The sequence below is a fragment of the Sphingomonas kyeonggiensis genome, from assembly GCF_030812785.1.
Lineage (GTDB): Bacteria > Pseudomonadota > Alphaproteobacteria > Sphingomonadales > Sphingomonadaceae > Sphingomonas > Sphingomonas kyeonggiensis_B.
Genome location: NZ_JAUSTJ010000001.1, coordinates 772,313 through 785,441 on the forward strand (window position 1 = coordinate 772,313; position 13,129 = coordinate 785,441).

The 13,129-nt window shown below is 68.0% G+C and carries 14 protein-coding genes and 1 riboswitch; of the genes, 11 read left to right on the forward strand and 3 right to left on the reverse strand.

The genetic code is table 11. The annotated features are described in order from the left end of the window. Nucleotides 1–36: 36 nt before the first annotated feature. The 4 genes from J2W22_RS03870 to J2W22_RS03885 are packed head-to-tail and all read left to right on the forward strand — an operon-like array spanning nt 37 to nt 2,865. Nucleotides 37–1,389 carry a S41 family peptidase gene (locus J2W22_RS03870; protein WP_307116943.1) on the forward strand — a complete coding sequence of 451 codons (1,353 nt, stop codon included), beginning with the start codon at nt 37–39 and terminating at the stop codon, nt 1,387–1,389. Between the two features lie 3 nt (nt 1,390–1,392). After that, entirely contained in the window at nt 1,393–1,875 is a 483-nt protein-coding gene (locus J2W22_RS03875; protein WP_307116944.1) for a disulfide bond formation protein B, read from the forward strand. Then, nucleotides 1,872–2,405 (forward strand): demethoxyubiquinone hydroxylase family protein, encoded by a 534-nt coding sequence (locus tag J2W22_RS03880; protein ID WP_307116945.1) that lies wholly within the window; start codon nt 1,872–1,874, stop codon nt 2,403–2,405. Before J2W22_RS03875 ends, J2W22_RS03880 begins: the two co-directional genes overlap by 4 nt. Before the next feature lie 52 nt (nt 2,406–2,457). Further along, a complete protein-coding gene (locus J2W22_RS03885; protein WP_307116946.1) occupies nt 2,458–2,865 on the forward strand; it encodes a hypothetical protein in 408 nt (135 codons plus the stop codon). 40 nt (nt 2,866–2,905) lie between these two features. On the opposite strand, the gene J2W22_RS03890 is transcribed toward J2W22_RS03885, so the two are convergent. Next, nucleotides 2,906–4,117, reverse strand: coding sequence for a glycosyltransferase 87 family protein (locus J2W22_RS03890; protein WP_307116947.1), 1,212 nt, complete (start codon nt 4,115–4,117; stop codon nt 2,906–2,908). A 228-nt stretch (nt 4,118–4,345) separates the two neighbouring features. On the opposite strand from J2W22_RS03890, the gene J2W22_RS03895 reads away from it, so the two are divergent. Beyond that, on the forward strand, nt 4,346–5,596 hold the full coding sequence (locus J2W22_RS03895) for a putative DNA modification/repair radical SAM protein (RefSeq protein ID WP_307116948.1): 1,251 nt from the start codon (nt 4,346–4,348) through the stop codon (nt 5,594–5,596). On the opposite strand, the gene J2W22_RS03900 is transcribed toward J2W22_RS03895, so the two are convergent. Continuing rightward, entirely contained in the window at nt 5,593–6,066 is a 474-nt protein-coding gene (locus J2W22_RS03900; protein ID WP_307116949.1) for an Lrp/AsnC family transcriptional regulator, read from the reverse strand. The two genes, J2W22_RS03895 and J2W22_RS03900, sit on opposite strands and share 4 nt — an antisense overlap. 107 nt (nt 6,067–6,173) lie before the next feature. On the opposite strand from J2W22_RS03900, the gene J2W22_RS03905 reads away from it, so the two are divergent. From J2W22_RS03905 to J2W22_RS03920, 4 genes are all read left to right on the forward strand, one after another. Beyond that, entirely contained in the window at nt 6,174–6,539 is a 366-nt protein-coding gene (locus tag J2W22_RS03905; RefSeq protein WP_307116950.1) for a VOC family protein, read from the forward strand. A gap of 69 nt (nt 6,540–6,608) precedes the next feature. Continuing rightward, the gene (locus J2W22_RS03910; RefSeq protein WP_307116951.1) at nt 6,609–7,799 is read left to right on the forward strand and encodes a parallel beta-helix domain-containing protein; all 1,191 of its coding nucleotides are present in this window, start codon (nt 6,609–6,611) and stop codon (nt 7,797–7,799) included. Further along, on the forward strand, nt 7,796–8,815 hold the full coding sequence (locus J2W22_RS03915) for an SO2930 family diheme c-type cytochrome (RefSeq protein WP_307116952.1): 1,020 nt from the start codon (nt 7,796–7,798) through the stop codon (nt 8,813–8,815). The genes J2W22_RS03910 and J2W22_RS03915 overlap by 4 nt, the downstream gene beginning before the upstream one ends. A gap of 98 nt (nt 8,816–8,913) precedes the next feature. Beyond that, the gene (locus J2W22_RS03920; RefSeq protein WP_307116953.1) at nt 8,914–10,308 is read left to right on the forward strand and encodes a UdgX family uracil-DNA binding protein; all 1,395 of its coding nucleotides are present in this window, start codon (nt 8,914–8,916) and stop codon (nt 10,306–10,308) included. 146 nt (nt 10,309–10,454) lie between these two features. Here J2W22_RS03920 and J2W22_RS03925 read toward each other — a convergent pair whose 3' ends face one another. Beyond that, on the reverse strand, nt 10,455–11,150 hold the full coding sequence (locus J2W22_RS03925; RefSeq protein ID WP_307116954.1) for a DJ-1/PfpI family protein: 696 nt from the start codon (nt 11,148–11,150) through the stop codon (nt 10,455–10,457). Between the two features lie 18 nt (nt 11,151–11,168). Next, nucleotides 11,169–11,249: riboswitch (ZMP/ZTP riboswitch) on the reverse strand. Between the two features lie 209 nt (nt 11,250–11,458). Between J2W22_RS03925 and J2W22_RS03930 the strand changes: the two genes are divergently transcribed. Both J2W22_RS03930 and J2W22_RS03935 read left to right on the forward strand, forming a co-directional pair. Next, nucleotides 11,459–12,082, forward strand: coding sequence for a CerR family C-terminal domain-containing protein (locus tag J2W22_RS03930; RefSeq protein ID WP_307116955.1), 624 nt, complete (start codon nt 11,459–11,461; stop codon nt 12,080–12,082). Further along, nucleotides 12,079–13,086, forward strand: a complete 1,008-nt coding sequence (locus J2W22_RS03935) for an HlyD family efflux transporter periplasmic adaptor subunit (protein ID WP_307116956.1) — start codon at nt 12,079–12,081, stop codon at nt 13,084–13,086. Before J2W22_RS03930 ends, J2W22_RS03935 begins: the two co-directional genes overlap by 4 nt. The last annotated feature ends 43 nt before the right edge of the window (nt 13,087–13,129 follow it).

The following is a 13,129-nucleotide window of genomic DNA, read 5'->3' on the forward strand; positions in this document are numbered from 1 at the left end:
ATTGTCTCTCGAACGCGTTTCCGGAAAGTAGTGTTGATGCTCCGTTCGTTCCTTCAGGTCACCGCCGCCGTCAGCGCACTGGCGCTCGTCCCCGTTGCCTCCGGCGCAATGGCCGGCGTCGATACGCAGAGCTTCAAGGAGCTCGATACCTTCATGGAAGTCTATAGCCAGGTGAAGGCGAACTATGTCGAGAAGGTCGACGACGCCACGCTGATGAAGGGCGCGATCCAGGGCATGCTCGCCGCGCTGGATCCGCATTCCAGCTTCGCCGACGGGCTCGACTACGACAATCTCAAGATCCAGACCGACGGCAATTATGGCGGTCTCGGCCTGACGGTCACCCAGGAAGACGGCGCGGTGAAGGTCGTCGCTCCGACCGAGGACACGCCGGCCGCGCGCGCGGGCATGAAGTCGGGCGACTTCATCACCCATATCGACGGCAAATTCATCGTCGGCGGCAGCCTCGACGAGGCGATCGAGCAGATGCGCGGCAAGCCGGGCACCCCGGTCACGCTCACCGTGATCCGTCCCGGCGCCGACAAGCCGCTCACCTTCTCGATGAAGCGCGAGATCATCGTGCAGAAGCCGGTGAAGTGGGACGTCAAGGACGGCGTCGGCATCATCAACATCAACACCTTCACCGCCCAGACCGGCGCGGACACGGTCAAGGCGATCCAGGAGATCGACAGGAAGCTCGGGCACAAGCCGCTCGGCTATATCGTCGACCTGCGCGAGAATGGCGGCGGGCTCCTGTCCCAGGCGATCGAAGTCTCCGACGTGTTCCTGTCGCACGGCGAGATCGTCTCGCAGCGCGGCCGCGAGAAGACCGATATCGAGCGCTGGTATGCCGATGTGAACGAGCCCGGCATCACCCCGATCCCGGGCGACCTCGCCAAGGGGCTGCCGGTGGTCGTGCTGATCGACGCGGGCACCGCCTCGGCCTCGGAGATCGTCGCCGGCGCGCTCCAGGATCATCACCGCGCGCTCGTCATGGGCGTGCGCAGCTTCGGCAAGGGCTCGGTCCAGTCGATCCTGCCGATGGGTGCACGTGCGGCGCTGCGCCTCACCACCGCGCGCTACTACACCCCGTCGGGCCGTTCGGTGCAGGAAGGCGGCATCAAGCCGGATCTGCTCGTGCCCCAGCTCAGCGATGCCGACTACAAGACCCGCCCGTCGATCCGCGAGGCCGACCTGCGCGCGCATCTGATCAACAACGACAAGGTCGACGATTCGGTGCTCGAGGACGATCAGCGCACCGATCCGCGCTTCGCCAAGACGGCCGAGCAGCTGAAGAAGGAAGGCGTGGACGACTTCCAGCTCCACTACGCCCTGCAGACCATCTCGCGCCTCGGTCCCAAGACCCAGGTCGCCGCCGCGAAGAGCAAGTAAGCGATGCGCAACGACGGGCTTCGCACCGCGCGCTGGATCGCGCTCCTGCTTCCGCTGGCGCTGGTCGGCGGCGCGCACACCACCGAGTTCTTCGGGCTGGTGCCGTGCGAGATGTGCTGGTGGCAGCGCTATCCGCATTATGTCGCGATCCTGATCGCGCTGTCCGCCTTCCTGGTGAAGGACCGCCGCGCCCAGCTCGGGCTCGTCCTGCTCGCCGCGCTTGCGGTGGCGGTCAGCGGCGGCATCGGCGTGTTCCATGCCGGCGTCGAGTATAAATGGTGGCAGGGCATCACCGCCTGCACCGCCCAGGTCCACGGCGCCAACCCGATGGACATGCTCAACGATGCGCTGCGCCGTCCGCTGATCCGCTGCGACGTGCCGCAATGGACGTTCTTCGGCATCAGCCTGGCCGGCTTCAATGCGATCCTCTCGCTTACCGGCGCCTTGGTTATCTTCGTGCTGGCTCTCCGGAAAGGCCGCGCATGAGCTGGAAGCCCGGCGATCGGCGCGAGGGGATATCCTCGATGGTCCGCGTCGATCAGGCGGGCGAATATGGCGCGACGCGCATCTATGCCGGGCAACTGGCGGTGATGGGCGATCGCACCCCGATGGCGCGGATGATCGCCGGCATGGCGAGCCAGGAAGAGCGCCACCGCGCCTTTTTCGACGCGATGATCGCACGGCGCGGCGTGCGCCCCACTGCGCTCCAGCCTTTCTGGGACGTCGCCGGCTTCGCGCTCGGCGCGGTCACCGCGGCGATCGGACCCGAGGCCGCGATGGCCTGCACCGCCGCGATCGAGACCGAGATCGATCTCCATTACCAGCAGCAGCTGGAAGAGCTGGGCGCGGGCGATCCCGAGTTGAGCGAGGCGGTGGCGAAGTTCCGCGAGGAAGAGCTCGAGCACCGCGATACGGCGCTGGAGCATGGCGCGGAACAGGCACCGGCCTATCCGCTCCTGTCCGGATTGATCCGCACGGGCTGCCGCGCTGCCATTGCGCTGTCGAAACGGATATAAAGCCCAGGTTCAGCCGTTTCCCCCGATGCACGGCGCCAGAGGAGTAAGGCCGATGTTGAAGCAGATCGTGATCGCAGGCGCGCTCGCCGCCATTCCGATGCTGATGCCCGTCGCGGCGCAGGCCCAGAACGCGCCGCAGAACGGCGTGCTGGTCATCTATGGCAAGGACAAGTGTCCGACCAACTCGAACGGCGAGGAGATCGTGGTCTGCAAGCGCCTCGACGAGGCCGAGCGCTATCGGATCCCGACCAATCTGCGCGAGCAGGGCGGCCCGCCGCAGAAGACCGAGAGCTGGGCGGTGCGTTCGCAGGATTCGCTCACCTCGGGCGATTTCGGCACCGGCAGCTGCACGACGGTCGGCGTCGGCGGCGGCACCGGCTGTTTCGTCCGCCAGGCCACCGCCGCCCGCGCCGAGACCCGCGCCCGCCGCAAGGCCGAACAGAACCTGCCGCTGCCCTGATCAAATCCTCCCTCGCGAAGCGGGGGAGGAATGAGAGGAATTACACCCTAACCGGCCACCGCCCCACCCATTCGGGCGGCTCGCGCCGCAGGCAATCGGCGATGATCCACAGCATCACCATCGCCCGGGCGGTCGCTGCCCAGGCGATGTCGATCGTGCTGGCCGAGGGCCAGGCCCCATCCGCTCCGGCGAAGAACCAGAACTCGGCAAAATAGGCGACGACGCTCGTCCCCGCGAACAGCGCCACCGGCCATAGCCGCGGCGCGGTCATCACCAGCAGCGGCCACAGCCACAGGTCGAATTGCGGCGAATAGACCTTGTTGGTCAGCATGAACCAGGCGAGCAGCGGCGTGGACAGCAGCCACAGCCGCGCATGGTGGCGCTTCCAGCCCAGCGCGATGATTGCCGCCCCGCCGATCACGAAGGCGAGCCCGGCGTAGAGATTCTTCGCCTCGGTGCCGAGCGGCAGGATGCCCAGCGCGCCCAGCACGTCCCAGCTCCCCGCCGCGGTGCCGCTGCGCGACTGGGAGAAAAGGTAGAATTCGCTCCAGTTCTTCGGCGCGAGCAGGATCACCGGCAGGTTCACTGCCAGCCAGGCGCCGATCGCCGCCAGCTTCACCCAGCCGGTCCGCACGATCCGCTGCCACCAGCTCCGCCCCGTCTCGAAGAAGGCGGAGAAGACCAGCAGCGGCAGCATCACCACCGGGAACAGCTTGGCCGCCACGCCGAGCCCGGCCGCGCCGGCGGCAGCGATCAGCCGGTTCTCGCGGGCGAGCAGCATTGCCCACACCGCCAGCGTCACCGCGATCATGTCCCAGTTATGCCCGACATAGAGGATCAGCGGCGGCGCGGCCGCCCACCACCACAGCCGCTTGCGGTCCATCCCCGCGCGCCACAGCATCCACAGCACCAGGAAGGCGAGGGCGATGTTCACCGCCGTCACCACGCCCAGGAACTTGGCGTCGTTGGCGCGCTTGCCGAAGATCAGGTGCGTGGCCACGCCTTCCACCCAGATCGCCGCGCCGGTCAGCACCGGATATTCGATCGGCGTCTGGAGATAGGGCACCTTGCCCTTGTCGACCTCGCGCGCCGACCAGAAGGGCACCGCGTCGCTGTAGCAGCCGGTGAGATACTGCTCTGAATCGGTCCAGCCGCCGGGCATGCAATGCTGCTTGAAGCCGAAGCCGAGCAGGCAGGTGACCGCCAGCCCGATCAGCAGGATCCTGAAGTGCCGGTCCATCCGCAATCGCATCGCACACTCCAAAAATTCCTCCCCCAGCTTGTCTGGGGGAGGGGGACCGCCGCCGAAGGCGGTGGTGGAGGGGCCTGCCGGTACCGACGCGGTTCGCGTCGGCCCCTCCACCATTCGCTGCGCGAATGGTCCCCCTCCCCGAGCGAGCTCGGGGAGGAATGATGATCTCGGGCGTTGCCTTCCCACAACCCACTGGACACCGCAATATCAGGAACATAGAAGGAACAAATGCCGCAGCTCGATATCCGCGCGAAGCTCGCCATCCTTGCCGATGCTGCCAAATATGACGCCAGCTGCGCTTCCTCGGGCACGACGAAGCGCAATGCGGCGAGCGGCCCGAAGGGAGGCCTCGGCTCGACCGAGGGCATGGGCATCTGCCACGCCTATGCGCCCGATGGCCGCTGCATCTCGCTGCTCAAGATCCTGCTGACCAACAGCTGTGTCTTCGATTGCCACTACTGCATCAACCGCAAGAGCTCGAACGTCCGCCGCGCCCGCTTCACGCCCGAGGAAGTCGTCGAGCTCACGCTGAGCTTCTATCGGCGCAACTATATCGAGGGGCTGTTCCTCTCCTCGGGGATCATCCGCTCGTCGGATTACACGATGGAGCAGATCGTCCGGGTCGCCAGGCTGCTGCGCGAGGAGCATGATTTCCGCGGCTATATCCATCTCAAGACCATTCCCGATGCCGATCCCGAGCTGGTCCACCAGGCCGGCCTTTACGCGGACCGCGTCTCGATCAATGTCGAGCTGCCTACCATCGCCGGCCTCACCCGTCTCGCGCCCGAGAAATCGGCGGGCCGGATCGAAGGCGCGATGCGCGATGTCCGCACGGCGATCGATGACACCACGGACGCTGGCAAGCGCTACAGGTCCGCGCCGAAGTTCGCCCCCGCCGGCCAATCGACCCAGATGATCGTCGGCGCCGATGCCGCCACCGATGGCGACATCATCACCCGCGCCGCTGGGCTCTATGACCGGTTCCAGCTGCGCCGCGTCTATTATTCGGCGTTCAGCCCGATCCCCGATGCCAGCGCGGTGCTGCCGCTCCAGCGCCCGCCGCTGATGCGCGAGCATCGGCTCTACCAGTCGGACTGGCTGATGCGTTTCTACGAATACAAGCCCGGCGAAGTCGCCGAGGCGGCGGACCCGGCGGGCATGCTCCCGCTCGACATCGATCCCAAGCTCGCCTGGGCGCTCAAGTTCCGCGAACGTTTCCCGGTCGACGTCAACCGCGCCCCGCGCGAGGCGCTGCTGCGCGTGCCGGGGCTGGGGCTCAAGGCGGTGGATGCGATCCTCGCCGCCCGCCGCTGGCGCCGGCTGCGGCTCGACGACGTCGCCCGGCTGACCGCCTCGATCGCCAAGGTCCGCCCCTTCCTGGTTGCCGAGGACTGGCGCCCGGTCGCCCTGTCCGACCGCGCCGATCTGCGATCGCTGGTCGCCCCCAAGCGCGAGCAGCTCGAACTGTTCGCGGCCTAGTCGGCGATCGGCACGAACAGCCCGCGCTTGCCCACGCCCAGCACGACATTGGTGGTGAAGCGGCGCACATTGGGATTGTCGGCCATCAGCCTGCTCATCAGCGCGTCATAGGCGCCGACATCGGGCGCGACGATCACCAGCATGAAGTCGGCGGTGCCGGTGACGTAATAGACCTGCTGGATCTGCTCCTCCGCCGCCATCCACTGGCGCAGCCGGGCGATCAGCTCGGGCCGTTCGCGCTCGATCTCCAGCGCCGCCAGGAAGAAGTTCGGCTTCCCCGTCTTGAGCGGATCGACCACGGCGATCTCGCTCAGGATCACCCCGGTCTCGCGCAGCCGCTTGAGCCTGCGCAGCACCGCGGAAGGCGACAGCCCCACCTGCTCGGCCAGCGCGTCGGCGGTCTGGCCGGCGTCGCGCTGGACGAGGGTGAGGAGCTTGCGGTCGAAGCGGTCGAGATCGGATCGGGCCATCGCCGTCACCCTAGCGGGCAAATCCGCCGAAATCCGGCGATTCCTTCCATGCCTTCGCCGGAATGCGGCGTCGCGGGCCTTTATCTCCTGCGGCGAAGGAGCATTTCATGATCGACCATATCGAGATCCGCACCGCCCGCCTCGCCGAGAGCCTGGCCTTCTATGCCGATGCCCTGGCGCCGCTCGGCTACAGCCAGAAGGTCGACGGGCCCGCCAAGGGCTTCGGCAACGAGGCCGCGCTCGACCTGTTCCTGGTCGAGGCCGAGACGCCGTCCGACCTCCATTTCGCCTTCACCGCGCCCGACCGCGCCACGGTCGACCGGATCTACGCCGCCGGCCGCGACGCCGGCCATGTCCTCGATCGCGCGCCCGCGCTCGCCCCGCACATCCATCCCAACTATTATGCCGGCTATCTCCGCGATCCCGATGGCCGGCTGATCGAGTTCGTCTGCCACCATCCCGATCCGGCCTAACTGACAGGACTGTCAATTTCTCCCGAGCGGCGTATCATCCTTCAAAAATACGCAAATAGGGAGAGAGGGATGCTTCGATTCTGTGCGCTTGCCGTGCTGCTCGCCGCGACGACTCCGGCGATGGCGAAGGACATCACCGTCGAGGCCGGCCCCAATGCCCAGGAGCGGCTCCAGTCGGCGCTGCTCGACGCCAAGCCCGGCGACACCGTCCGCATCGGCGTCGGCCGCTTCGAGCTGACCGACGGGCTCAGCCTCGACGTGAACGGCGTGACGGTGCGCGGCGCCGGTGCGCTCAGGACCGTGCTCAGCTTCAAGGGCCAGCTCGGCGCGGGCGAGGGGCTGCTGGTCACCTCGGACGATGTGGTGCTGCGCGACTTCGCGGTGGAGGATTCCAAGGGCGACGGCATAAAATCCAAGGGCGCAAACCGTATCGTCTACAAGAATGTCCGCGTAGAATGGACCGGCGGCCCCAAGGCGAGCAACGGCGCGTACGGCGTCTACCCGGTCGAGAGCGAGGACGTGCTGATCGACGGCGTCACGGTGAAGGGCGCGTCGGACGCGGGCATCTATGTCGGCCAGTCCAACCGCATCATCGTCCGCAATTCGACCGCGATGTACAATGTCGCCGGGATCGAGATCGAGAATAGCGGCCTGGCGGAGGTGACGAACAACCTCGCCACCCACAATACCGGCGGCATCCTGGTGTTCGACCTGCCGGCGCTGCCCCGCCGCGGCAAGGGCTGGGTCACGGTCTCGGGCAACCGGGTGCTCGACAACGACACCCCCAATTTCGCGCCCCCGGGCAACACCGTCGCCACCGTCCCCACCGGCACCGGCGTGCTGGTCATGGCCGAGAACGACGTCGATGTCCGGGACAACGAGCTGAGCGGCAACGGCACCGCCAACATCATGGTCGTCGCCTATCGCCAGCCCTTCGAGGACAAGGGCTATGATCCCTATCCGCGCAACATCCGCCTCGCCGGCAACAAGCATGGCCGCGCCGGCTTCGCGCCCGCCATGCCCGGCGGCAAGGAGCTGGCTGCGGCGCTGGGCGGCACGCTGCCGCCGGTCTTCTGGGACGGCACCGGCGGCGACCAGGTCAGGCTCACCGGCAATGACGGCCCGGTGCTGACGCTAGGCCTCGCGCTCGGCGCGGGGATCGAGACCGCCAAGCCCCAGCTGATCAAGCTCGCGGACGAGATCCCGCCGCCCTGGCAGACCTTCAAGCTGCCGGCAGCGATGGAGGCCGCCGCCCGATGAAGGCACTGCTCGGCGCGGCCGCCCTGTTCGCCGCCGCGCTGCTCGGCCGCCCCACCGGCGTGAACGACGCGGCGATCACCGCCGAGGGCTGGCCCGCGCATCTCTCCGACTATGGCTTCTTCACCGACCTCAAGGCCCGCACGCCCGCCCAGCGGCTGATGGCCTATGATCTCGAGACCCCGCTCTTCTCCGACTATGCCGGCAAGGAGCGCTATATCTACCTGCCGGACGGCACCCGGGCGAAGTACGATCCCGACAAACCGCTCGACCTCCCGGTCGGCGCCGCCTTGATCAAGACTTTCGGCTACCCCGTGAACGGCGTCTTCAAGCCCTTGGAGACCCGAGTTCTGCTCCACCGCGCCGGCGGCTGGGTGCCGATTCCCTATGTCTGGAACGCCGAAGGCACCGATGCCGACCTCAAGCGCGCGGGCACCCGCGTCCCCGTCCGCTTCACCGATCCCTCGGGCGAGACGCACAGCATCTCCTATGCCGTGCCCAACCAGAACCAGTGCAAGGATTGCCACGGCCTGGCCGGCCAGGTCACGCCGATCGGCATCAAGGCACGCTATCTCAACCATGGCGGCCAGCTCGAGAAGCTGCTCGCGGCCGGCATGCTCGACCGGCTTCCCGCCGACGCCCCGAAGGTCGCCCGCTGGGACGACACCGCCGCGCCGATCGACGCCCGTGCCCGCGCCTGGCTCGAGATCAACTGCGCCCATTGCCACAATCCCGAAGGCGCCGCGTCCAACTCGGGGCTGTTCCTCGACCTCGCCCGCACCGATCCCGAGCAGCGCGGCCTGTTCAAGCGCCCCACCGCCGCCGGCCGCGGCGCCGGCACGCGCGATTTCGATATCGTCCCCGGCGATCCCCAGGCCTCGATCCTGCTCTACCGGATGGAATCGACCGACCCCGGCATCGCCATGCCCGAGCTCGGCCGCGCCACCGTCCACAAGGAAGGCGTCGCGCTGGTCCGGGCGTGGATCGAATCGATGCCGAAAACGCCGGAGAAGCGTTAGTAGCCGTCATCCCGGCGAAAGCCGGGATCTCGTGCCGCGGGCCGTTCGCTTGCCGCCTGAGATCCCGGCTTTCGCCGGGATGACGGTTGGGAGTTGGTGTGCGCGTCGTAAGTCTGGCAAGCGAGGACGATTTCACCGGCTGGCGCGACGCCGCGCGCGGGCTCGCCCGGGCCGGCGTCCCGGCGTCCGAGATACTTTGGCAGGTCGGCGACGCTCCGACCGACCTCTTCGCCGACGAAGCCGTGCTCCCCCCAGCCGCACCGCGTCCGCTGAAAGTTCCCCGCGCGTTCCTCGACCTCGCCCAGTCGGCGATCCTCCACCGCGATCCCAAGCGCTTCGCCCTGCTCTACACGCTGCTCGCCGGCGATCCCCACCGCGTCGCCGACCAGGCCGATCCGCTGGTCCGCCGGCTGGAGGCCATGGCCCGCCAGGTCCGCCAGGACATCCACAAGATGCGCGCCTTTGTCCGCTTCCGCGAAGTCCGGGACGCGCTGCCTTTCCCCGGCACCGGCGAACCCAACACCCGCTATGTCGCCTGGTTCGAGCCCGAGCATCACATCGTCCGCGCCAATGCCCGTTTCTTCGTCGAGCGATTCACCTCGATGCGCTGGTCGATCCTCACCCCCGAGCTGTCGCTCCACTGGGACACCGAGACGCTGTCCGAAGGCCCCAGCACAACGAAAGCCGATGCCCCCGGGGAGGACCCGGTCGAGGACATCTGGAAGACCTACTACGCCTCGATCTTCAACCCGGCGCGCCTCAAGACCGGCATGATGCTCAAGGAGATGCCGCGCAGATATTGGAAAAACATGCCCGAAACCGCGTTGGTCCGGGAGCTGGTCGCAACCGCGCGCCAGCGGGAGACGGCGATGGTGGCGACCCAGCCAAGACCAGGCGGCAATATCGAAGGCGCGTGGCAGGCGCTGCGCGACGAGGCGGCGCACTGCACCCGTTGCGATCTGTTCAGGCACGCGACCCAGATCGTGTTCGGCGAAGGCCCGGTCGATGCCCGGATGATGATCGTTGGCGAGCAGCCCGGCGACCAGGAGGACCTGGCCGGCCGCCCGTTCGTCGGCCCGGCCGGCGAGATGTTCGACCGTGCCATGGCGCAGGCCGGGATCGACCGCGACACGGTCTACGTCACCAATGCGGTGAAGCATTTCAAGTTCGAGCGCCGCGGCAAGCGCCGCATCCATTCGAAGCCCGATGCCGGCGAAGTCCAGGCCTGCCGCTGGTGGTATGAGCAGGAGCGGCTGCTGGTGAAGCCCGAAATGACCATCGCGCTCGGCGCCACCGCCGCGCGGCAGCTGCTCGGCAAGGCGGTGACGATCACCGCGACGCGGGGCCGGGCGATCGAGCTGCCCGAAGGCGGCCTCGGCTGGGTGACGATCCACCCCAGCTTCCTTCTCCGTATGCCAGACCGGTCGAAGGCGGAGGACGAGTTCGCCGCATTCGTCGAGGATTTGAAGGGCGCGGCAAAGGCGCTCAGCTAGAAATTCCTCCCCCAGCTTGTCTGGGGGAGGGGGACCATTCGCAAGCGAATGGTGGAGGGGCCGCCGACGCAGGCGGCGTCCTGCCGGCCCCTCCACCCCGACGCTTCGCGTCGCGGTCCCCCTCCCCGAGACAAGCTCGGGGAGGATTAAGGGGCGAACCCCAACCCCTCGGCAATCCCTTTCACCTTCGCCGCTCGCCCCGGCGCGAACTTCTCCACCATCGCCCGGTAGCGCGCCACCGTCTCCGCATCCGCGCGTTCCGGCGATCCCGAATCGAACGGCGGCGCGGGATCGTACTCCAGGCTCAGCTGCACGAACCGGGCATGGTCCTCGCCCCGGATCGTCGCGGTCAGCGCCAGCGCGAAGTCGATCCCCGCAGTCACCCCGCCGCCGGTCGCGCGGTTGCGGTCGAACACCACCCGCTCGGCCACCGGCTCGGCGCCGAACCAGGCGAGCTGCTCGCGCGATCCCCAATGGCAGGCCGCCCGATAGCCCTTCAGAAGCCCCGCCGCGCCGAGCAGCAGCGATCCGGTGCACACGCTGGTCACCCAGGCCGCGCCGTCCGCCACCTGCTTCAGCCAGGCGAGCGTCGCTTCATCCTCCATCGCCGCCACCGTGCCGAACCCGCCCGGCACGCAGAGGATGTCGGTCCGCGACACCTCCTCGAAGGTCGCGGTCGGCAGCAGGGCGAACAGCGCGTCGGTGCGCACCGGATCGCGGGTCTTCGCCACCAGGTCGAGCGCGACGTTGCCCATGCGCGACAGCACCTGGGCCGGCCCGGTCAGGTCGAGCTGGGTCACGTCGGGAAACAGCAGGAAAGCGATGTGCAGCGGCTCGGGCATCATGATCCTCCAAAGCGTGAAGGGTGCCCAGGCGAACGGCGTCCACGCCCGCGCTTCCCGATGGTGCCCCATCTCGTATCGCCAGTCACGCGGACGGCATGGATTTACCGCAACCGGATCGGCCTGTCACGGAACGAAAACGCCCCTCCTTCGTCATCCCCGCGAAGGCGGGGATCCAGAGTCATGAAGGAAATCGCTCTGTAACCCTGGATCCCCGCCTTCGCGGGGATGACGGATCAGTAGTTGTCCCTTGCTTCACAACCCTGCATCCAATATTAGTTCGTTCGAACGAACAAGATTCGGTGCAGATGACCAGCCAGACCCTGATCGACACGGCGATCGAGCAGTTCGGCCGCCACGGATTCGAAGGCGCCAGCACGCGGGAGATCGCGCGCGCTTCCGGCACCGCCATGTCATCGATCACCTATCATTTCGGCGGCAAGCAGGGGCTCTATCTCGCCGCTGCCGATCACATCGCCGCCAGCGTCCGCCAGATCCAGGGTCCCGCGCTGGAGGCCGCCCGCCAGGTCGCCGAGAACGGCACGCGCGATCAGGCGATCGAGGCGCTGCTCGCCCTGCTCGACGGTTTCGCGCTGATGATGATCAGCCCGCAGACCGAGGCCTGGGCGCTGTTCATCACCCGCGAGCAGCAGAACCCCACCGAGGCGTTCGACCGGCTCTACACCGGGGTGATGCAGGGCGTGGTCGATACCTTCGTTGCCACGCTCGCGCGCATCCGCACCGACCTGCCCGATAGCGAGGTACGCGCCATGGGCATCCTGCTGTTCGGCCAGTGCCTGGTGCTGCGCGTCTGCCGCGCCGCCGTCACCCGCATCCTTTCGGTCGAGGCCATCAACGAGCCGACCGCCAGGCTCCTGCGCGCCCGCCTCCGCGCCAACGCCCTCTGCATCCTGTCGGAGAATCCCGCATGAACCGCCGCCGCATCGCGATCCTCGTCGTCCTCGTCGCACTGGGGATAGCCGCGTTCGCCACCAGCGGCTTCGGCCTGTTCAAGGCGCGCGACGATGGCGCGCTCGCGCTCAACGGCAATGTCGACATCCGCGAGGTCGATCTCGGCTTCCGGGTGAATGGCCGCATCGCCAGCATCGCGGTGGAAGAGGGGGCCAAGGTGAAGCAGGGCCAGCTGCTCGCCACGCTCGACGCCGCGACGCTCGACAGCCGCATCGCCCAGGCCGATGCGCGGGTCTCGCAGGCCGAGGCGCAGCTCGCCAAGCTCCGCAACGGCAACCGCGCGCAGGACATCGCCCAGGCCCGCGCCCGGGTGGCCGCCGCCGCCGCGGTCGCCCAGGACGCCGATCGCGACTATGCCCGCCGCCAGCCCCTGGTCGAGCCGGGTGCGATAAGCCGCGACATCTGGGAGCAGACCGTGGCCAGCCGCGACAAGGCGCGCGCCGACCTGCAACAGGTGCAGCAGGCGCTGTCGCTGCTGAACGCCGGCAGCCGCAAGGAGGATATCGACGCCGCCGCCGCCGATGTCCGCTCCGCCATCGCCGCGCGCCAGGGCGCTGCCACCGATCTCGGCGACGCCCGCCTGCTCGCCTCGACCGACGGCACCGTCGTCACCCGCGCCCGCGAGCCCGGCGCGATCGTCCAGCCCGGTGAGACGGTGCTGACCCTCGCGATCCTGCGCCCCCTGCGCGTGCGCGCCTATGTCGCGGAGAGCGATCTCAGCCGGATCGGCCCGGGCATGGAGGTGGTGGTCACCGCCGACGGCAACCCCAAGCGCTACAAGGGAACGATCGGCTATATCTCGCCCCGCGCCGAGTTCACCCCCAAGACGGTCGAGACCGAGAATCTCCGCACCGACCTCGTCTATCAGCTGCGCATCATCGTGAACGATCCGGACGATGCGCTGCGCCAGGGCCAACCGGTGAGCGTGTCGGTGCCGGGCGCCCGGCCGAAGCACAAGGATTGAGGGAAGCATGAGCCGCTTCCCCTTCTTGTTCTCCTGCGAAAGC

Bases quoted from the DNA above. Each gene is read 5' to 3' on its own strand.
- J2W22_RS03870 (WP_307116943.1), top strand. From the start codon at position 37: ATGCTCCGTTCGTTCCTTCAGGTCACCGCCGCCGTCAGCGCACTGGCG.
- J2W22_RS03875 (WP_307116944.1), top strand. From the start codon at position 1,393: ATGCGCAACGACGGGCTTCGCACCGCGCGCTGGATCGCGCTCCTGCTT.
- J2W22_RS03880 (WP_307116945.1), top strand. From the start codon at position 1,872: ATGAGCTGGAAGCCCGGCGATCGGCGCGAGGGGATATCCTCGATGGTC.
- J2W22_RS03885 (WP_307116946.1), top strand. From the start codon at position 2,458: ATGTTGAAGCAGATCGTGATCGCAGGCGCGCTCGCCGCCATTCCGATG.
- J2W22_RS03890 (WP_307116947.1), bottom strand. From the start codon at position 4,117: ATGCGATTGCGGATGGACCGGCACTTCAGGATCCTGCTGATCGGGCTG.
- J2W22_RS03895 (WP_307116948.1), top strand. From the start codon at position 4,346: ATGCCGCAGCTCGATATCCGCGCGAAGCTCGCCATCCTTGCCGATGCT.
- J2W22_RS03900 (WP_307116949.1), bottom strand. From the start codon at position 6,066: ATGGCCCGATCCGATCTCGACCGCTTCGACCGCAAGCTCCTCACCCTC.
- J2W22_RS03905 (WP_307116950.1), top strand. From the start codon at position 6,174: ATGATCGACCATATCGAGATCCGCACCGCCCGCCTCGCCGAGAGCCTG.
- J2W22_RS03910 (WP_307116951.1), top strand. From the start codon at position 6,609: ATGCTTCGATTCTGTGCGCTTGCCGTGCTGCTCGCCGCGACGACTCCG.
- J2W22_RS03915 (WP_307116952.1), top strand. From the start codon at position 7,796: ATGAAGGCACTGCTCGGCGCGGCCGCCCTGTTCGCCGCCGCGCTGCTC.
- J2W22_RS03925 (WP_307116954.1), bottom strand. From the start codon at position 11,150: ATGCCCGAGCCGCTGCACATCGCTTTCCTGCTGTTTCCCGACGTGACC.
- J2W22_RS03930 (WP_307116955.1), top strand. From the start codon at position 11,459: ATGACCAGCCAGACCCTGATCGACACGGCGATCGAGCAGTTCGGCCGC.
- J2W22_RS03935 (WP_307116956.1), top strand. From the start codon at position 12,079: ATGAACCGCCGCCGCATCGCGATCCTCGTCGTCCTCGTCGCACTGGGG.